The sequence below is a fragment of the Azospirillum baldaniorum genome, from assembly GCF_003119195.2.
Lineage (GTDB): Bacteria > Pseudomonadota > Alphaproteobacteria > Azospirillales > Azospirillaceae > Azospirillum > Azospirillum baldaniorum.
This window is the reverse complement of sequence record NZ_CP022253.1, coordinates 900,398-919,390: the sequence shown is the minus strand read 5'-3', so window position 1 is coordinate 919,390 and position 18,993 is coordinate 900,398. Positions and strand designations below refer to the sequence as shown.

The 18,993-nt window shown below is 68.3% G+C and carries 20 protein-coding genes; 11 read left to right on the top strand and 9 right to left on the bottom strand.

All coding sequences use genetic code 11. From position 1 onward, the window contains the following. The first annotated feature begins 47 nt into the window (after positions 1-47). Complete coding sequence (gene greA, locus Sp245p_RS04310) at positions 48-521, top strand: transcription elongation factor GreA (protein WP_079285121.1); 474 nt, start codon at positions 48-50, stop codon at positions 519-521. Positions 522-647: 126 nt separating this feature from the next. Here the strand turns inward: greA and Sp245p_RS04305 are convergent, their stop codons facing one another. The 3 genes from Sp245p_RS04305 to Sp245p_RS04295 form a co-directional block, all read right to left on the bottom strand. Then, positions 648-1,712 (bottom strand): serine hydrolase domain-containing protein, encoded by a 1,065-nt coding sequence (locus tag Sp245p_RS04305; protein ID WP_014241363.1) that lies wholly within the window; start codon positions 1,710-1,712, stop codon positions 648-650. Positions 1,713-1,843: 131 nt separating this feature from the next. Further along, positions 1,844-2,758: a dienelactone hydrolase family protein gene (locus Sp245p_RS04300; protein WP_246119768.1), complete on the bottom strand. Its 915-nt coding sequence runs from the start codon at positions 2,756-2,758 to the stop codon at positions 1,844-1,846. 236 nt (positions 2,759-2,994) lie between these two features. Next, positions 2,995-3,549 (bottom strand): Lrp/AsnC family transcriptional regulator, encoded by a 555-nt coding sequence (locus tag Sp245p_RS04295; RefSeq protein WP_038529390.1) that lies wholly within the window; start codon positions 3,547-3,549, stop codon positions 2,995-2,997. 176 nt (positions 3,550-3,725) lie between these two features. Between Sp245p_RS04295 and Sp245p_RS04290 the strand changes: the two genes are divergently transcribed. From Sp245p_RS04290 to trxB, 4 genes are all read left to right on the top strand, one after another. Then, positions 3,726-4,715: a mitochondrial fission ELM1 family protein gene (locus Sp245p_RS04290; RefSeq protein WP_014241366.1), complete on the top strand. Its 990-nt coding sequence runs from the start codon at positions 3,726-3,728 to the stop codon at positions 4,713-4,715. Positions 4,716-4,879: 164 nt separating this feature from the next. Beyond that, complete coding sequence (locus tag Sp245p_RS04285; RefSeq protein ID WP_014241367.1) at positions 4,880-5,536, top strand: 2OG-Fe(II) oxygenase; 657 nt, start codon at positions 4,880-4,882, stop codon at positions 5,534-5,536. A gap of 25 nt (positions 5,537-5,561) precedes the next feature. After that, on the top strand, positions 5,562-6,206 hold the full coding sequence (locus tag Sp245p_RS04280; protein WP_014241368.1) for a 2OG-Fe(II) oxygenase: 645 nt from the start codon (positions 5,562-5,564) through the stop codon (positions 6,204-6,206). A gap of 159 nt (positions 6,207-6,365) precedes the next feature. Beyond that, a complete protein-coding gene (gene trxB, locus Sp245p_RS04275; RefSeq protein ID WP_035675595.1) occupies positions 6,366-7,352 on the top strand; it encodes a thioredoxin-disulfide reductase in 987 nt (328 codons plus the stop codon). Between the two features lie 36 nt (positions 7,353-7,388). On the opposite strand, the gene Sp245p_RS04270 is transcribed toward trxB, so the two are convergent. From Sp245p_RS04270 to Sp245p_RS04260, 3 genes are all read right to left on the bottom strand, one after another. Next, entirely contained in the window at positions 7,389-7,844 is a 456-nt protein-coding gene (locus Sp245p_RS04270; RefSeq protein ID WP_014241370.1) for a DoxX family protein, read from the bottom strand. Between the two features lie 163 nt (positions 7,845-8,007). Continuing rightward, positions 8,008-8,508 (bottom strand): Dps family protein, encoded by a 501-nt coding sequence (locus Sp245p_RS04265; protein ID WP_014241371.1) that lies wholly within the window; start codon positions 8,506-8,508, stop codon positions 8,008-8,010. Between the two features lie 232 nt (positions 8,509-8,740). Further along, the gene (locus Sp245p_RS04260) at positions 8,741-9,244 is read right to left on the bottom strand and encodes a cache domain-containing protein (RefSeq protein ID WP_014241372.1); all 504 of its coding nucleotides are present in this window, start codon (positions 9,242-9,244) and stop codon (positions 8,741-8,743) included. 244 nt (positions 9,245-9,488) lie between these two features. Between Sp245p_RS04260 and Sp245p_RS04255 the strand changes: the two genes are divergently transcribed. From Sp245p_RS04255 to nhaA, 3 genes are all read left to right on the top strand, one after another. Beyond that, positions 9,489-10,412 (top strand): ketopantoate reductase family protein, encoded by a 924-nt coding sequence (locus tag Sp245p_RS04255; protein WP_014241373.1) that lies wholly within the window; start codon positions 9,489-9,491, stop codon positions 10,410-10,412. 246 nt (positions 10,413-10,658) lie between these two features. Continuing rightward, entirely contained in the window at positions 10,659-12,698 is a 2,040-nt protein-coding gene (locus tag Sp245p_RS04250) for an elongation factor G (protein WP_014241374.1), read from the top strand. Between the two features lie 153 nt (positions 12,699-12,851). Beyond that, positions 12,852-14,078 carry a Na+/H+ antiporter NhaA gene (gene nhaA, locus Sp245p_RS04245; RefSeq protein WP_014241375.1) on the top strand — a complete coding sequence of 409 codons (1,227 nt, stop codon included), beginning with the start codon at positions 12,852-12,854 and terminating at the stop codon, positions 14,076-14,078. 79 nt (positions 14,079-14,157) lie between these two features. Here nhaA and Sp245p_RS04240 read toward each other — a convergent pair whose 3' ends face one another. After that, positions 14,158-15,363 (bottom strand): pyridoxal phosphate-dependent aminotransferase, encoded by a 1,206-nt coding sequence (locus tag Sp245p_RS04240; protein ID WP_109138373.1) that lies wholly within the window; start codon positions 15,361-15,363, stop codon positions 14,158-14,160. Between the two features lie 263 nt (positions 15,364-15,626). On the opposite strand from Sp245p_RS04240, the gene Sp245p_RS04235 reads away from it, so the two are divergent. Next, positions 15,627-16,055: a c-type cytochrome gene (locus Sp245p_RS04235; RefSeq protein WP_014241377.1), complete on the top strand. Its 429-nt coding sequence runs from the start codon at positions 15,627-15,629 to the stop codon at positions 16,053-16,055. Positions 16,056-16,118: 63 nt separating this feature from the next. On the opposite strand, the gene Sp245p_RS04230 is transcribed toward Sp245p_RS04235, so the two are convergent. Beyond that, positions 16,119-16,826, bottom strand: coding sequence for a cytochrome b/b6 domain-containing protein (locus tag Sp245p_RS04230; protein WP_014241378.1), 708 nt, complete (start codon positions 16,824-16,826; stop codon positions 16,119-16,121). A gap of 209 nt (positions 16,827-17,035) precedes the next feature. On the opposite strand from Sp245p_RS04230, the gene Sp245p_RS04225 reads away from it, so the two are divergent. Next, the gene (locus Sp245p_RS04225) at positions 17,036-17,275 is read left to right on the top strand and encodes a DUF4170 domain-containing protein (protein WP_014241380.1); all 240 of its coding nucleotides are present in this window, start codon (positions 17,036-17,038) and stop codon (positions 17,273-17,275) included. A 62-nt stretch (positions 17,276-17,337) separates the two neighbouring features. Beyond that, positions 17,338-17,853: a metallophosphoesterase family protein gene (locus tag Sp245p_RS04220; RefSeq protein ID WP_014241381.1), complete on the top strand. Its 516-nt coding sequence runs from the start codon at positions 17,338-17,340 to the stop codon at positions 17,851-17,853. A gap of 21 nt (positions 17,854-17,874) precedes the next feature. On the opposite strand, the gene Sp245p_RS04215 is transcribed toward Sp245p_RS04220, so the two are convergent. Further along, on the bottom strand, positions 17,875-18,942 hold the full coding sequence (locus Sp245p_RS04215) for a S1 family peptidase (protein ID WP_014241382.1): 1,068 nt from the start codon (positions 18,940-18,942) through the stop codon (positions 17,875-17,877). Between the last annotated feature and the right edge of the window lie 51 nt (positions 18,943-18,993).

The following is an 18,993-nucleotide window of genomic DNA, read 5'->3' as shown; positions in this document are numbered from 1 at the left end:
CCGTAGCTTTCCCAGGGCGCTGCGTCGGCATGGTGATGGATTGAACGATGGAAAAAGTTCCAATGACTGCGGCGGGATACAACCGCCTGCAAGAGGAGTTGAAGCACCTCAAGACTGTCGAACGGCCCAACGTCATCAAGGCGATCGCCGAGGCGCGTGAGCACGGGGACCTGTCGGAGAACGCCGAATACACCGCCGCGCGTGAACGCCAGAGCTTCATCGAGGGCCGCGTCGCGGAGCTGGAGGACAAGATCAGCCGCGCCGAGGTCATCGACCCGACGAAGCTGTCCGGCAGTTCGGTGAAGTTCGGCGCCACCGTCACGCTCGCGGACGAGGACACCGACGAAGAGATCACCTACCAGATCGTCGGCCAGGACGAGAGCGACATCAAGAACGGCATGCTGTCGATCCAGGCGCCGCTGGCCCGCGCGCTGATCAACAAGTCGGTCGGCGACAGCGTGGAAGTCTCCACGCCGGGCGGCTCCAAGGTCTACGAGATCGTCACCGTCGCCTTCAAGTAAGCGCGGGTTCAAGCTTCAGGGGCCGGTTCGCAAGACACCGCCCCGCCACCGACCGCGAGCCGAAATGAAACGCCTCGCACCGACAGCCGGTGCGGGGCGTTTCTTTTCATCCCTGGGACTGAACATCTAGGCAACCCAGGGGAACCGGAATGCGTTGTGCTCCCCAGGAAGGACCGATCGCGCGACGGAGGCGGCGAGTGGCAGGCCGTGGTCACTGTTCGTCAGGATGACGAATCCGTCCTTGGACAGGACGGAGGCCATGGCAAAGGCACGGAATCCAGGGTTGTTGCCCCATTGCCAGATGTAAGGGCCGCCCGGTGCGCGTTCGATTCCCCAGCCGAGACCCCAGGCGAGTCCAAGCTCGCGGTCTACCTCCACCGGCTTTGCGAGCACCAGTGACAAGAGCCGATCATTGGTCAGCAGCGCCGACATGAACCTCGCATAGTCGGCCGCCGTGGTGTACAGCGATGCGGCGGCCACAGCGCTTTTGAACCGGACTTGCCGCTTGAAGCCGAAGGCCGTGGTGCCGACGACCGCGCGCTCCGCGAAGGCGTCGCGCCAGATCAGGCTGGTGCTGGCCATGCCAAGCGTCCCGAACACGTTCTCATCGAGATAGGCTGAGAGTTCCGTGTTCGTGATGGCCTCGATCACAGCCTGCAGAATGACGAAGCCCTCGCCGGAGTACCCCCAACGCTCACCCGGCTCGGACTCGAAAGAGAGCGTTTCACTGGACCAGTTCGGAAGCCCGGAGGTGTGATTGAGCAGCTGGGCCACGGAAATTCGACTGAGCGCATTTCCGGGCATGACGTCATGGGGGTCGCCGGGTGATCGGGCCAGCACGCTGTGAAAGTGCTTGTACCCGGCGGGCAGGTAGTGAGACGCCGGGGCATCGAGGTCCAGCCGGCCGTCGAGGACCAGTTGCAGCGCTGCAAACGCTACGACGGGTTTGGTGAGCGAAGCCGCCTGAAAGATGGTGTCGGCCCGCGTGGTGTTCTCGCCGCATCCTGAAAGTGCCACTGGGGCCGCAGGGATGCCGGATTGCAACGTGGCGTAGGTCGCCGAGCAGACGTCCAACTCCTCCGCAAGCGCAGAAACGGGGCGCTCGCGAAGCTCTATGATGTCACTTGCGCAGGACGTGAGAAGGGGAAAGGTCGCACCGGCCAGGAGAAGGTTTCGACGACTGATGCGCATAAGGTGCAGATCCTGATGAAGCCGGCCACGCGTGAGTTTCGTGCGTTTGATTGAGAAACACACGAAACTCCAGCCCTTTGATAGCGAGCGGATCCACGCTTCAAACCGATTCCGATTTTACGCGATCCGCTCTACCCCCGCAGCCGCTCCGCCAGGAAGGCGGTGACCCGTTCGATGGCATCCTTGCGGGCGGACTCGTCGGTGCCGACCATCGCCTCGCCGGCCGGGGCGGTCGCCAGATTGCGGCGCTTGCGCAGCGGCGAATGGGGGGAGTCGAAGCCGTGATGGGCGTCGGGATAGACCACCACCTCGGTGCGCTCCTTCACCGGCTCGCGGCTCGCCAGTTCCAGGCAGCGCTCGGCCGGGGTCCATTCGTCCTTGCCGCCCAGCAGCAGCAGCAACGGCCCTTCCGGCTGCCAATCGGCGTCGCCCAGCGGCGTCCGGCAACCGGGATAAAAGGCGATGGCGGCACGGAAACCGTTCCCCTGCCCGCCCGGCCCATAGGCGGCCAGCACCGTGCCCGCCCCCTGCGACCAGCCCATCAGGGCGATCCGGTCGCTGTCGACGTCGCTGCGCGCGCGCAGATAGGCCAGCGCCGCCCAGGCGTCGCGCTTGCGCTCCTCCGTCGCCCGGACGGGGCGGTCCTTGACCGTGCAGACCTCCGCCACGCCGCGCGGGCCGAAACTGTCCACCATCAGCACCGCGTAGCCCTGCTCGCGCAGCGTCAGCGCCCAGTCGATGTGCCGGGCCGACACCCGCCCGGTGTTGGCGTAGAGGCCGCTGCAGCCGTGCAGCAGGACGACGGTGGGATAGGGGCCGTCGGCCTTGGGACGCAGGAAGCGACCGGTCAGGGCCGTCGGGGCGCCGCTGGTCAGGTCGGCATCGAGCGAGGGGAAGCGGACGATCTCCTCCGCATGAACGCCCGGCGTGGCCGCCACGGCCGGCGGGGAGGCGAGCAGGGGCGGCAGGGCCAAGGCGGCGGCGAGCGCCAGCGTCGGCAGGAGGAGGCGCGGCGGAAGGGCACGGCGGCGGGGTGAGGCCATCATCGTCTCCCGGTCACGGGCAAAATCGGCGGAGTCGGTTGCGCGCAAGTTTAGCACCTTCGCCGTGTGGAAGCATCGCACGTGCGAAGACGGGCAGGAATCCATTTTTGGAAACGCTCGGTGTCACAAAGTTGCGCGAGGGCCGCGCTCCCGAAACGCGAACAGCCGGCACCACATCCCATGCGCGGGGTGCGGTGCCGGCTGTCCTGGAAAAGGCTTCGCGTCGGTGCGGCGCCGCGTCAGCGGCGCGCCACTCGGGTCGAGGACTCGCCCTCGTCCTCCTCGTCGTCATCCTCCAGCGAGTCGGGAATGTCCGGCGAGTCGACGTCGATCGGCACACCCGGCGTGTGCTTCGACGTGCGGATCGACAGGGCTGACTTCACATGCGACACGTTGGGCGCCGCCGTCAGCTTCGTGGTCAGGAAGCGCTGGTAGTCGTCCCAATCCTCCGCCACGATCTTCAGCAGGAAATCATACTCGCCGGCCAGCATGTTGCACTCACGCACCATGGGCCAGGAGTTGACGAGTTCCTCGAATTTCTTTAGGTCCACTTCAGCTTGGCTGGACAGGCCGACCTGGGCGAACACGGTGACACCGAACCCGAGCGCGTCGGGATTGATGTCGGCGTGGTAGCCGCGGATGAAGCCCGCCTCTTCCAAGGCGCGGACACGCCGCAAACACGGAGGGGCAGAGATGCCGGCACGCCTCGCGAGTTCTACGTTGGTCATCCGGCCGTCATTTTGCAGGTCACGCAAAATCCGCCGGTCAATTCGGTCGAGTTTGACCCGCCGCATGGTTTGCTCGGTCGCTCCGGGGGTGATTTGAAGAAAGGATATTACACGGCGCAACCATCCACGCCAAGCAAGAAACCCGTATCGGCGCCGGTGGAAAAACTTTCTATCGATGCATCCAGCCCCGACGCCCACCCGGACGCGACAACCAGCCGCACCCCCAAACCATTCGTGTGACGATGCATTCCACCATTTCCGGTTCCCTTACCTGCTGGGTCGTGTCGGACGGCAAGCCCGGCATGGAAAACCAGTGCATCGGCCTTGCCGAAGCGCTCGGCCTCACCCCCGTCGTGAAGCGCGTGCGGCTGCGCAGCCCGTGGCGCCAGCTCAGCCCCTTCCTGCGGCTGGGCAACCGCTTCGCCGTCGGGCCGGAGGGCGATTCCATCCGCGCGCCCTGGCCAGACCTGATGATCGGCTCGGGTCGCCAGGCCATCGCGCCGTTGCTGGCCGCCAGCAAGCAGTCGCGCGGGCGGACCTTCACCGTCTACATCCAGGACCCGCAGATCAACCCGCGGTATTTCGGCCTCGTCGTGGTGCCCCGCCACGACCGGCTGCGCGGCCCCAACGTCATGGCCACCCGCGGCGCCCTGCACCGCGTGACTCCCAAGCTGCTGGCCGAGGCCGCTCAGCGCCACGCCCCCCGGCTCGCCGACCTGCCGCACCCGCGCGTCGCCGTGCTGATCGGCGGCACCAACGGCGTCTACGCCCTGACCCCGACCATCATGGGCGACGTCGCGGAGAAGCTGTCGGAACTGGCCCGCAGCAAGGGGGCCGGGCTGATGGTCACGCCGTCGCGCCGCACCGGCGCCGACAACGAGGCGATCCTGCGCGCGCGCCTGAACGGCCTGCCGGCGGAGGTGTGGGACGGCACGGGGGAGAATCCCTATTTCGCTTATCTCGGGCTGGCCGACGCGGTGGTGGTGACCTGCGACAGCGTGTCCATGACCTCGGAAGCCTGCTCCACCGGAAAGCCGGTCTATGTGATCGAGCTGGAGGGGGGCTCCCCCAAGTTCCGCAGCTTCCACGAAGAACTCTACAAGGAAGGCATCACCCGGCCCTTCACCGGGACCTTGGAACACTGGACCTACCCAACGTTGGACGACACCCGGCAAGTCGCCGATGAGTTGCGGCACCGTCTTCTGGCCCATCGCGCCAAGCACGGCGCCTGAAAACCGGGTCGCCAAGCGCTCCAGGATGCCACGACGTTTCGTTGTTTTCTTATGCTGTTCAGAGGAGAATCCTGTCAAACGGTTCATGAACGTTATTTCATTTAGTGCGTGTGCGGCCCCGTGGTAATTCCCTTTTATCGACGGGACGCATTGGATTTTTTCGCATGGTTTCGCCTGACGCGGTCCAGGACGCCTTCATCCGCGGCCTGGACGACGCCCTGATCAAGGATGACCCCTATCGCCACTGGCTGCTGTCGCGCGCGCTCACCGACGAGGCCGCGGACGGCATCGCCGCCCTGCCCTGGGCACCGCCGCCGATCGGCGACACCATGGGCAAGCGGGACACCAACAACGCCACCCGCAGCTATTTCTGCGCCCGCAGCCGAGCCGAGCATCCCGTCTGCGACGCGGTCGCCACGGCCTTCCAGCGCCGGGCGGTGACGGAGGCGATCCGGCGGACCTGCGGCGTCGATCTGGCCGGCACCTCGCTGCGCATCGAATACTGCCAGGACACCGACGGCTTCTGGCTGGAGCCGCACACCGACATCGGCGTGAAGAAATTCACGATGCTGATCTATCTCTCCAAGGGGCCGGACTGCGCCGACTGGGGCACCGACGTGCTGGACGCCACACGCACCGTCGTCACCCGCGCGCCCTATGCCTTCAACGGAGGATTGCTCTTCGTTCCTGCGACGAACACGTGGCACGGCTTCGCCCCGCGCCCGATCCGCGGCGTGCGCAAGTCGATCATCGTGAACTATGTCGGCCCGGAATGGCGCGCCCGCCACGAGCTGGCCTTCCCCGACACGCCCGTGGCCTGAATTGTTGCCGTCTGGAGACCGCCCCATGTCCATGCCCACCTCCATGCTGGATCTGGACCGCTTCCGCGCCACCCCGCTGCAGCACGAGCCGTTCGACTTCCTCTGCGTCCCCGGCTTCGTGAAGCGGGAGCATCTGGAGGCGCTGCACCGCGACTATCCCAAGGTGGACAAGCCCGGCTCCATCCCCCTGGGCGTCTTCCCGCAGGGGCCGGCCTTCGACGCCCTGATCGAGGAGCTGCGCGGCGAAGCGGTCTGCCAGGCCTTTTCGGAAAAGTTCGGGCTGGACCTGTCGCGCTACCCGACCATGTTCACCGCCCGCGGCATGTGCCGGGCGACCGACGGCAAGATCCATCCCGATTCGGCCAGCAAGATCGTCACCGTCCTGATCTACATGAACCCGCCCTGGGAGGCGTCGGGCGGGCGCCTGCGCGTGCTGCGCAGCCCGAACCTGGAGGATTACGCCGCCGAGGTGCCGCCGGACGAGGGCACGCTGCTGTGCTTCCGCCGCTGCGACACCTCCTGGCACGGGCACCATTCCTTCGAGGGCCGGCGCCGCGCCGTGCAGATGAACTGGGTCCGCAACAGCGTCTACATCTGGCACGAGCAGTGGCGCCACCGCGTCGGCGCCTGGCTGAAGAACCGCAAGGGCACCGCGCCGGTCCATTATTGAGGGGCATTCCCCGGGTGGTCCCCCAGGTGGTCGGGGTGAGGCATCGTCACCATGATGGGCCGGCATGGCAGGCTTTCCGATGACAGCGCGTCGGAACTGGACCATATGTTCGGCGCGGCCCTATGGTCCGCATCAGATCAGATCGTGACGGACAGAGCGATGCCCAGCACCCACCACACCAAGGTTCTCATCATCGGCGCCGGTCCTGCCGGCTACACCGCGGCCATCTACGCGGCGCGCGCCAACCTGCAGCCGCTGATGGTGCAGGGGATGCAGCCGGGCGGCCAGCTCATGATCACCACCGACGTCGAGAATTATCCCGGCTTCGCCGACCCCATCCAGGGGCCGTGGCTGATGGAGCAGATGCAGAAGCAGGCGGAGCATGTCGGGACCAAGATGGTCTTCGACCTGATCACCGACGTCGACTTCAGCCAGCGCCCCTTCGTCTGCAAGGGCGACTCGGGCGACACCTACACCGCCGACAGCGTCATCATCGCGACCGGCGCGCAGGCGCGCTGGCTGGGCATCTCCAGCGAGGAGATCTACCGCGGCTTCGGCGTGTCGGCCTGCGCCACCTGCGACGGCTTCTTCTTCCGCGGCAAGGAGATCGCGGTGATCGGCGGCGGCAACTCCGCGGTGGAGGAGGCGCTGTACCTCACCAACCACGCCTCCAAGGTGACGGTCATCCACCGCCGCGACAGCTTCCGCGCCGAGCGGATCATGCAGGACCGGCTGTTCCGCAACCCCAAGATCGAGGTCGTCTGGGACAGCGTCGTCGAGGAGATCGTCGGCGAGGGCGACGGCTCGCTGGGCAACCCGCGCGGCGTCACCGGCGTGCGCGTGAAGAACGTGAAGTCGGGCGAGGAGCGGGTGATCCCGGTGGCCGGCGTCTTCGTCGCCATCGGCCATGTCCCGGCCACCGCCGTCTTCCAGGGCAAGGTGGAGACCGACTCCGAGGGCTACATCGTCACCGCCCCCGATTCGACGGCCACCAACGTGCCCGGCGTTTTCGCCGCGGGCGACGTGAAGGACAAGATCTACCGGCAGGCCGTCACCGCCGCCGGCATGGGCTGCATGGCCGCCCTGGAGGCCGAGCGCTGGCTGGCCCACCACGAGGGCGAGCCGAGCCCGGCGGGCAACTGGTAAGCCATTTTTGGCGGGGGCCGGGCGACCGGCCCCTTCCTACCGCCGCTTCATCATTCCATCGACGCTGAACCGCCCGGCTCCGGCGGCGATCAGCGCGAGGAAGCCGCCGATGATGGCGAGGTTCTTCATGAACTGGATGCGCTGCATCCCCTGGGCCTCCGGCGGGTAGGCCCAATAGCGGTGGGCGATCAGCGTCGCCATGATGGTGAAGAGGACCACCGCCGCCGCGGCCAGCCGCGTCCAGGCCCCCAGCACCACGGCCAGACCGCCGAAGCACTCCACCGCACCGCCCAGCGCGGCCAACAGCATCGGCATGGGCAGCCCCTGCCCTTCCAGGCTCCCGGCGAAGGCGCCGAGGTCCATCAGCTTGCCGAAGCCGCTCTGCACGAAAATCGCCCCGATCAGCAGCCGCGCGGCCAGCAGCAGGACATCCTGCCCGCCCGTCGCCGCCCGGTCCGCTCCCCGCGCTCGGTCGTAATTGTAGGAGGCCATGGCGCCCTCTCCCGCGTCCATCGGACATCCAAGGAGAACGCGCGGTCCCGCCCGGTTGTTTCCCCTGTTGTTGTGTTCGGCCCAAAAAGGACGGGGCGCCGCCCCGAAGGACGGCGCCCCGCCGAATCACAAAGTCGAATCGCGAACCGCTGTTCAGCGCCGACTACTCCAGCATGGAGCGCAGCATCCAGGCGGTCTTCTCGTGGATCTGCAGGCGCTGGGTCAGCAGGTCGGCGGTCGGCTGGTCGTTGGCCTCCTCGGCGGTCGGGAAGACCTTCCGGGCGGTGCGGGCGACGGCCTCGTGCCCCTCGACGAGCTGGCGCAGCATCTCCTGCGCGTTCGGAACGCCCTGCTCCTCCTTGATCGAGGCGAGCTTGGTGAACTGCGAGAAGCTGCCCGGCGCCGGATAGCCGAGGGCGCGGATGCGCTCCGCCACCTCGTCCAGGGCGGTCCACAGCTCCGTGTACTGGGTCATGAACATGGTGTGGAGCGTGTTGAACATCGGCCCCGTGACGTTCCAGTGGAAGGAGTGCGTCTTCAGGTACAGGGCGAAGGTGTCGGCGAGCACGTTGTTCAGGCCTTCGGCAATGGCCTTGCGGTCGGCTTCCGCGATCCCGATGTCGATCTGCATGGTTTCCCAATCCTCCGAGGGGTTGTCTTCCATTCTTGGCTGCAATCGAGGCTACGCCCCGCTGCGCCCCGGGTAAAGACCCTACTTTAGAAACTTTCTAAAAAGCAGCCCTGCGCAACCCGCATGCCCCGGCATGCCGTGAAGGCCACCCCGACAAGCTTGGGCGCGCCCGGTGCGGGTCAAGATGTGCGCCGCAACAGCGTCCGTATCAAGCATCGGGATCGGGCATCGGGATCGGGCACCCCGAACACGCGGCCGCGCGCCGTCAATGGTACAGCCCGACATAGGCGACCAGATCCTGGCCCGGCACCCGCTTCACGAAGGTGGTCTTCGGCTCGATCCGGTCGCTGGCGGGGTTCAGCCAGCGGTACTCCACCCAGCCTTCGCCCGAGTCCCGCGCCACCGACAGGATGTCGCGGACGATGTCGCGTCCGTCGGGGTCCTTCACGTTGATCACGCTGACCCCGACCCCGGCGGGCCGGGGCGGATAGACCTTCCACACCCCGGCGAAGTCGATGACCGTGACGTAGAGCGCGCCGTGCTTGAACTCGCCATCGCGGTTGAACGCCGCCGCCGCCGCCTCCAGCCCCCGGGCGGCGATCAGCTCCGCCGCCTTCAGCGCGACGGCGCGGACCTGCTCCCGCTCCGGATCGCCGGGCTGGGCGTGGGCAGCCGCGGGGTGGACCGTCGTGACCAGAAGGGCGGTCAGCAGGACCCATAAGACGCGGAGCGGCGGCACTCGGACGAAGGCGCTGATGACACATCCCATGGCAAATCCCCCGGACCGGCCAATGCGGGAACGTGATGCGGAAAGGGGCGCCGATCGGTTCGCTCACTGTCGAAAGAAAGTCGGCCTCCGGCAATCCGCAATCCTGCGGCCTATTGCCGCAAAGTTCCGCGCGCGCCACACTGTCCCCAGCGTCCGGCACCAAAGGCCCGCCCGGCCTCCGCCGATCGATCGGCTCCATCCAACGGTGCGCGCCGGCCCGGACCGCATTTGGGAGGAGCAACGCATGCGCATCGCAATCATGGGGGCGGGCGCGGTCGGCGGCTATTTCGGCGCACGCCTCGCGGCGACCCACGGAGCCGAGGTGCATTTCATCGCCCGCGGCCGGCATCTGGAAGCCATCCGCCGCGACGGCCTGCGCATCGAGAGCGAGGCCGCACCCCTGCATCTGACCGACGTCCGCGCGACCGACGACCCGGCGGAGGTCGGGCCGGTGGACCTCGTGCTGTTCGCCGTCAAGCTGTGGGACACCGACCGCGCCGCGGAGGCCTGCCGCCCGCTGGTGAAGCCGGGCACCGTGGTGGTCACCGTGCAGAACGGCGTCACCGGCATGGACACGCTGTGCCAGATCCTGGGGCGGGAGCATGTGGCGGGCGGCGTCGCCCACATCGGCGCCACCATCGCCGCCCCCGGCGTGATCCGCCACACCGGGACGCTGGCCCGCCTGACCTACGGGGAGCTGGACGGGCGCCCCTCCCCCCGGCTGACCGCCTTCCACGCGCTGGCCGAGGCGGCCGGGTTCGAGGCGGTGCTCTCCGCGGCGATCCTGCGCGCGCAGTGGGAGAAGTTCGCCTTCCTGGCGCCCTTCAGCGGGGTCACCGCCCTGACCCGCCAACCCGCCGGGGTGATCCGCCGCGTTCCGGAAAGCCGCGCCCTGTTCCTCGATGCGGTCGCGGAGGTCGCCCGGCTGGCCCGCGCCCGCGACATCGATCTGGGCACCGGCATCGTCGCCCGCGTCGAGGCGCTGCTCGACGGCGTGCCGCCCGCCATGACCTCCTCCATGCTGAACGACCTGACGCGGGGCGGGCGGCTGGAGCTGCCCTGGCTGTCCGGGGCGGTGGTGCAGCTGGGCTCGGAGCTGGGGGTGCCGACGCCCGTCCACCGGGTGGTCGCGGCGGCCCTGGCGCCCTACGCCGACGGACCGCCCTGAGGAAGGACACCCCGGAGGGGGCGGCGTGACGTCATGCCGCCCCTTTTTTCCATCGACAGGTCCCCCGCCACGGGTGGACCATAACCTTGAAAAGGCACTGTTTTTAAAGCACCGGACCAGTCCGGCACCCTGTCAGGGCCATGCGCGCCGCCGGTGCTTCCGGCCACAGCGTCCCACCCGGCCCACCCAGGCCACCCGGCGTTCCGGCCGATGCCCACACGGGAAGACGCCATACGGGAGGTGTGCATGACCCATACACAGATCCAGACGGCCCGCTGCGCTGCGCTGGTCGGCCCCTATCTCAGCGGCAAGACATCGCTTCTGGAAAGCCTGTTGTCCGCCGCCGGGGCGACCACGCGCAAGGGCAGCGTCCGCGACGGCAACGCGGTCGGCGACAGCTCCCCCGAGGCCAAGGCCCGGCAGATGAGCGTCGAGGTCAACGTCGCCTCCTTCGAGTTCCTGGGCGAGCGCTGGAGCGTGCTCGACTGCCCCGGTTCGGTGGAGCTGGCCTGCGAGACGCAAAGCGCCCTGATGGTGGCGGACGTCGCCGTGATCGTGGCGGAGGCCGCGCCGGAAAAGGCCGTGCTGCTCGCCCCCCTGTTCAAGTTCCTCGACGACAACCGCATCCCCCACCTGCTGTTCATCAACAAGGTGGACAGCTTGGGCGACCTGCGGGTGCGCGACGTGGTGCAGGCCTATCAGGCGGTGTCGGCGCGCAAGCTGGTGCTGCGCGAGGTGCCGATCCGCGAGGGCGGGAAGATCACCGGCTTCGTCGATCTGGTCAGCGAGCGCGCCTGGCACTTCAACCCGCACAAGCCGTCCAACCTCGTCCAGATCCCCGACAGCCTGAAGGACCGCGAGCACGAGGCCCGGCAGGAGATGCTGGAGGCCGTGGCCGACTATGACGACGCGCTTCTGGAAAAGCTGCTGGAGGACGTCGCCCCCGACACGCAGGAGGTCTACGACCGGCTGGCCAGCGAGCTGGCCGACGACCTGATCGTCCCGGTCTTCTTCGGCTCGGCGGAGAACGACAACGGCATCCGCCGCCTGCTGAAGGCGCTGCGCCACGAGGGGCCGGACGTCGCCACCTCGGCGGAGCGCGCCGGGATCCCGGCGGATGCCACGGTGGCGGCGCAGGTCTTCAAGACGCTGAACGGCTCCCACGCCGGCAAGATCAGCCTCGTGCGGGTCTGGCGCGGCACGGTCAACGACGGCATGACGCTGGGCGGGGAGCGGGTGTCCGGCGTCTTCCGCATGATGGGCCACAATCAGGAGAAGCTGTCCCAGGCGGCCCCGGGCGAGGTGGTGGCGCTCGGCCGGCTCGACAAGGCGGCGACCGGCGACCTGCTGACCGACAAGGGCAACGCGGGCCGGTCGGCGCTGTGGCCGGAGCTGCCGCCGCCCGTCTTCGGCCTCGCCCTGCACGCCCAGAACCGCAACGACGAGGTGAAGCTGACCGCGGCCATCCAGAAGCTGGTCGAGGAGGACCCGTCCCTGCGTCTGGACCAGTCCACCGACACCGGCGAGCTGGTGCTGTGGGGCCAGGGCGACATCCATCTGCAGATCGCCATGGACCGGCTGCGCAACAAGTTCAACGTCACGGTCAAGGGCGTGCCGCCGCAGGTGCCCTACCGCGAGTCGATCCGCAAGGGCACGGCCCACCACGCCCGCTTCAAGCGGCAGACCGGCGGCCACGGCCAGTTCGCCGACATCCATGTCGAGGTCAAGCCGCTGCCCCGCGGCACCGGCTTCCAGTTCGAGGACGGCATCGTCGGCGGCGTCGTGCCGCGCCAGTTCATCCCGGCGGTGGAGACCGGCGTGCGCGACTACGCGGTGCGCGGGCCGCTGGGCTTCCCTGTGGTCGATTTCGCGGTGAAGCTGACCGGCGGGCAGTTCCACGCCGTGGACAGCTCCGAGATGGCCTTCAAGACGGTGGCCCGGCAGGCGATGACCGAGGCGCTTCCGGCCTGCGAGCCGGTGCTGTTGGAGCCGATCCTGACCGTCTCCATCGCCGTGCCCAGCGACTTCACCTCGAAGGTGCAGCGGCTGGTCAGCGGGCGGCGCGGGCAGATCCTCGGTTACGACGCGCGCCCCGGCTGGCAGGGCTGGGATGAGGTGAAGGCCTATCTGCCGCAGGCCGAGATGCACGACCTGATCGTCGAGCTGCGCTCCCTGTCGCTCGGCGTCGGCACCTTCACCTGGAGCTTCGAACGGCTGCAGGAGCTGACCGGCAAGGCCGCCGACAAGGCGGTGGAGATCCGCCGGGAGACGCTGGCCGCGCAATAAATCCTCGAATTCCCTCTCCCGCCCCATTCCGGGAGCGGGAGAGGGGGTCGTTTTCGGTTCAATTCGGTCGATTCAACCTGTCCGTGGCCCCTCCGCATCCCCACGTGTCAACCGACCGATTTAATTGACCGTACACGAAAGGAATAGCGCGCCATGGATGCTCACAGGCAACCCGCCGGCCGGCGCCCGGCAGCCTTCATCCGCAATTTCATGAGCAACGAGGCCTCGGGCGGCATCCTGCTGATGGTCGCCGCGGCGCTGGCTCTGGTGGTGGCGAACTCCCCCCTCTCCGCCGCCTATTTCGACACGCTCCACACCTACATTCTCGGGCTCAGCATCGGCCATTGGATCAACGATGGGCTGATGGCGATCTTCTTCCTGCTGGTCGGGCTGGAGATCAAGCGGGAGATGCTCGACGGCCAGCTCTCCAACTGGTCGTGCCGCATCCTGCCGGGCGTCGCCGCGGCGGGCGGCATGCTGGTGCCGGCGCTGGTCTATCTGGCCTTCAACGCCGGCAACCCGGCCACGGTCAACGGCTGGGCCATCCCGGCGGCGACCGACATCGCCTTCGCGCTCGGCGTGCTGTCGCTGCTCGGGCCGCGCGTTCCGGTCTCGCTGAAGATCTTCCTGACCGCCCTGGCGATCATCGACGACCTGGGCGCGGTCATCATCATCGCCCTGTTCTACACCGCCGATCTGTCCCTGCCCGCGCTCGGCGTGGCGGCGCTGCTCCTGGCGGCGCTGATCGGCCTCAACCGGTTCGGCGTGCGCAGCCTCCTGCCCTATCTGGTCCTCGGCGCGGGCCTGTGGGGCGCGGTTCTGCTGTCCGGCGTGCACGCGACGCTGGCCGGCGTGACGCTGGCCCTGACCATCCCGCTGCGTCCCGCCTCCGGCGCGGCGGCGGACCCGCACGCGCCGCTGCTCCGGCTGGAGCACGCCATCCACCCCTGGGTGGCTTTCCTGATCGTCCCGGTCTTCGGCTTCGCCAACGCGGGCGTGTCCTTCGCCGGGATGGACGCCTCGATCCTCACCGGCTCGCTGCCGCTGGGCATCGCGCTCGGCCTGTTCCTTGGCAAGATGGTCGGCGTGTTCGGCACCGCCTGGCTGACCATCCGGCTGGGCTTCGCCGGCATGCCGGCCGGCGCCACCACCGCGCAACTCTACGGCGTCGCCCTGCTCTGCGGCATCGGCTTCACCATGAGCCTGTTCATCGGCGCGCTGGCCTTCCCGACTTCGCCGGAGCTGGGCGACGCGGTGAAGGTGGGCGTCTTCGCCGGCTCGATCCTGTCCGCGACGGCGGGAGCCCTGGTCCTTCGGCTGGTCTCGGCCAAGGACGCCGCCCCGGCACTGAAGGCCGCGGGCGCCGACCGCCGCGCGTAAAGCAAAAGCGCACAAATGAAAAGAGGGGGCCTTCCGGCCCCCTCTTCCTTTTCCACCGGTCGCAACCAAGCGCCGGAGATCAGTCCTTCAGATTGCCGCAGGCGCGCTGGATGCGCTTGCAGGCCTCTTCCAGGGCCTCGGTGCTGGTCGCGTAGGAGATGCGGAAGTGCGGGGCGAGGCCGAAGGCCGAACCCTGGACGACCGCAACGCCTTCCGACTCCAGCAGGTAGGTGACGAAGTCCTCGTCGGTCTCGATCACCTTGCCGTCCGGCGTCGTCTTGCCGATGGTGCCGGCGCAGGACGGGTAGACGTAGAAGGCGCCTTCCGGCTTCGGGCAGGAGATGCCCTTGGCCTGGTTCAGCATCGACACCACCAGATCGCGGCGCTGGGCGAACACCGCGGCGCGCTCCGCGATGAAGTCCTGCGGACCGTTCAGCGCCTCGACGGCGGCGGCCTGGGCGATCGAGGTCGGGTTGGAGGTCGACTGGCTCTGGATCACGCCCATCGCCTTGATCAGCGCCTTCGGGCCGCCGGCGTAGCCGATGCGCCAGCCGGTCATAGCGTAGGACTTCGACACGCCGTTGACGGTCAGCGTGCGGTCGTACAGCGCCGGCTCGACCTGGGCCGGGGTCACGAACTCGATGCCGTCGTAGAGCAGGTGCTCATACATGTCGTCGGTCATGACCCAGACCTGCGGGTGCTTCACCAGCACGTCGGTCAGGGCCTTCATCTCGTCGCGCGTGTAGGCCGCACCCGACGGGTTGGACGGGGAGTTCAGGATCAGCCACTTGGTCTTCGGCGTGATCGCCTTCTCCAGGTCGGCGGGCTGCAGCTTGAAGCCCTGCTCGGCCGGGCAGGAGACGAAGACCGGCGTGCCTTCGGCCAGTTCCACCATGTCCGGGTAGGACACCCAGTAGGGGGCCGGGATGATGACCTCGTCGCCGGGGTTCAGCGTCGCCATCAGGGCGTTGTACAGCACCTGCTTGCCGCCGACGCCGACCGTGATCTGGTCGGGCGCGTACTTCAGGCCGTTCTCGCGCTCGAACTTGGCGCAGATGGCCTTCTTCAGCGCGGGCGTGCCGTCCACGGCGGTGTACTTGGTGTCGCCGGCCTGGATGGCCTTGATGGCGGCGTCCTTGATGTTGTCGGGGGTGTCGAAGTCCGGCTCGCCGGCGCCGAGGCCGATGACGTCGCGACCGGCCGCCGCAAGCTCGCGGGCTTTCTGGGTGACGGCGATGGTCGGCGAGGGCTTGATGCGCGACAGACGGGACGCGATGATCGACATGGCGTACTGGCCCCTATGACGAAGGTGGCGGAAGGTTGGGGTGAGAACTTGGTATGACCGCGCGAACGCGACGCGGGACCTTACTTCCGCCTTATTGCTCTTGCAAGCCGATCACTCCCCGAGCGGGGCGGTTTCCCGGCAGACGGACGCACCGTTCGGCGCAAAGGCCGGATGCTGCACCGCACAGGCCCGGCTTGACAGCCCGCGCCGCGGACGGGGTATCGTACCTCTTTCCAATCAAACCCATCATCCGGAGGATCTGCATGCTCACCCGCGTCACGCTGGCCGCCACGGCCGCCCTGCTCCTCGTCGGCGGCACGGCGATGGCCCAGGATTCGATCAAGGCGCGCAAGGACGGTTTCCAGACCAGCAAGAACGCGATGGCCGAGATCAAGGACCTGCTGGGGAGCGACAAGGTCGCCCAGGTCGGCCCGGCCGCCCAACGCATGAGCGCCTTCGCCGCCCAGATCCCCACCCTCTTCCCGGCGGGCAGCGACAAGGGCGACACCAAGGCCAAGGCCGACATCTGGGCGAACAACGCCGACTTCGCCGCCAAAGCCCAGGCCTACGAGGCGGCCGCCAAGGGGCTGGAAGCCGCCGCGGCGTCCGGCGACAAGGCTGCCACCGCCAAGCAGTTCGCCGCCGTGGGCGGCGCCTGCAAGGCCTGCCACGAGCGTTACCGCGCCGACTGATCCGGCCGGTCCGCAAACGCGTCCTTCCCCGCCAAGCGTGGGGAAGGACCCTTGCGGCGGGCCTCAGCCCGCCTGCACCACCGCCGCCACCAGACCCGCCGCCGCGGCCAGCACCGCCAGGGCCAGAGTGGCCGGACGGCGCTTCGGCGACTCGACCGGCGCATCCGCCGGGATCGCCTTCCGCCCCGTGACCATCGGGCGGATCAGATTGTCCCGCTTGACCAGCAGATAGGCCAGCACGGCCAGCACATGCACGCCGATCAGGATCAGGATCCCGTCGGCCAGGATGCGGTGCAGCGTGCTGAACCCCGCCACGACACTCCCCGATGCCAGCGCCACCAGCGGCCCGTCCACCAGGATGTCGTCGGAGGTGAAGAGGCCGGCCACCGCCTGGAGCGTCAGCGCTCCCAGCAGCGCCACCACCATCAGCCCGCCCATCGGGTTGTGCCCGACGACCGGCGCCGGCTCCTTGCCGCCGCGCCCGGCGCGGACCATCCCGCAGGCGTAGGCGAGGACGGCGCGCGGCCCCTTCACGAAATGGCTGAAACGCGCGGTCTGGCTGCCGATCAGCCCCCAGACGAGCCGGAACAGCAGGAGCGCCAGGATCGCCTCGCCCGCCAGCATGTGGATGGTCATGCGGTCGGTCTTGGCGGAGACCACCGCGACCGTCACCAGAAGGACCAGGCTCCAATGAAACAGGCGCGTCGGCAAGTCCCAGACCGCCACCTCGCGCCGGGCCTTCGTCCGATTTGTGGTATTACCAACAACCATGAATCACCCCTCGCTTCTTCTGTTCTTCCTTAGACTATGCCCCAAGGTGGCGCCCTTTGCCCAGCTTTCGGAAAAAAAGCGACAATCGTGAGGGAAGGAGGTGGCGAAGCACTGTCATTGCACTTGAAGAAGCGGGCGGACGACGGATATGACGTACTCAAAAATCCGGCCCACCCCGTTCACCCCATCCCAACAAGGATGCCCGCGTCATGCCCGACAAGCAGCTTCTCCACCTCGTCTTCGGCGGCGAACTCGTCCGTCCCGATTCCGACCAGTTCGTCGACCCGACGAAGGTCCACATCGTGGGCATCTTCCCCAACTACGACGAGGCGTACAAGGCGTGGCGCGGCGCCACGGGGATGACCATCGACGACGCCCACACCCGCTACTTCATCGTGCATCTGCACCGGCTGCTCGATCCGTCGGCGGACGGGCACAAGCACGGTTGACGGATGGCCGCAACCGGCGGCGCGGGGAACCCTCCGCGCCGCCGCTGCGTTGAGGACCCCCGATGGCGGTCTTCTTCACCAGCGACACGCATTTCGGTCACGCCGGCGCGCTCAGCCGCTTCCGCCGCCCCTTCGCGTCGGTCGCGGACATGGACGAGGCCATGGTGGCCAACTGGAACGCCACGGTCGCTCCGGACGACGAGGTCTGGCACCTCGGCGATTTCGCGCTGCACCGCAAGCCGGACGCCATGGCGGCGCTCCTGGAACGCCTGGGCGGCACCAAGCACCTGATCACCGGCAACAACGACGGCCCCGCCACACTGGCCCTGCCCGGCTGGGCGAGCGTCCAGCCTTACGCGGAACTCCTGCTGGACGAGCGGCGGCTGGTGATGTGCCATTACGCCTTCCGCACCTGGAACGGCATGTACAAGGGCGCGCTGAACCTGCACGGCCACAGCCACGGCCAGTTGAAGGGCATGCCCCGGCAGTTCGACGTCGGCGTGGATGTGTGGGATTTCCGCCCGGTCACCGTCAAACAGATCCTGGCCTCGCGGCAACGGACGAAGAAGCGGGAATAATCAGCACACCGCGGTCTCCGGTCAGGGGCAGGCGCGGGAGTCCACCGTCGGCGCGGCGCCGTGCCGCTTCAGGAAGACGAGCAGGGCATCGGTCGGCTGCGCGAAGCTGATGCGGCCCGACTGCTGCTTGTCCACCGCGATGAAGGTGTTCATCCCGATCACCCGGCCGCAGGCGTCCACCAGCGGTCCCCCCGAATTGCCTTGAAGGATGGAGGCGGTGTGCACGATGGCCGTGCCGCCGCCGGGAAGCTGCTGGATCGCCTGGACGGCGCCCTGCGTGACGTTCAGGTCGGGGGCGGCCCGCGGATCGCCGCCGATCAGGCGGCGGAACCCCTCGTCGTTCAGCACAGTCAGGCCGGGATAACCCGCGGCGGTGACCCCGGCCAGCTTCCCGAAGCTGGAGGTCAGCGGCAGCACGCCGGCCGCCGGCCCGCCGTCCAGCCGGACCAGAGCGAAGTCGGTGGCGCCCACCGGACCCTGGGAGGAGGCGCCGATCACCGTGCCCTGCCGGACCTGTCCCAGGCTGCGGCTGGCGACGAAGACCCGCCCGTCCTTGGCGCTCTCCACCGCGTGGCGGTTGGTCACCAGCCGCGTCTCGTCGATGAAGAAGCCGGTGGCGATGCTGTCCTCGGCCACCACCAGAACGGTCGCACGCTCCAGCAGGCCGAGCAGTTCCGGCGCCGCCAGTTTGGCCGCCTCGCCGCCGGACGGCGGGGTTGGGAGCGGGGCTGGGGTTGCGGGCGGACTCTCGGCTCCGGCGACGGCCGGCGTTTGGGGGGCCGGCGTTTCGGCGCGCCGGACGGTTCCCGGAGGGCAGGCCAGCGGCGAAGGTTCGCGGCCCAGCCGGGCGATCTCGGCTTCCAGGGAGCGGTTGAGTTCCTCCAGCTGTCGCGCGCGCGCCGCAAATGCCGGATCCGGCGCGGGAGCCGCGGTCACAGGAGCGGGCACCGTCACCTCCGCCGGCTTGCGAAGCAGCAGGTAGGCGCCGAGCAGCAGCACGAGGATCAGCAACATCAAGGTGGTCGCGAGCCACAAGCGCCGCCCGGGTATTCCGGAGCCGGCCTCCCGACCGACGACACTGTCCGACATGACCTCGCTCCTCCGCACTCCCCTACGCTTCTTATCAAACGCCTTGATTGA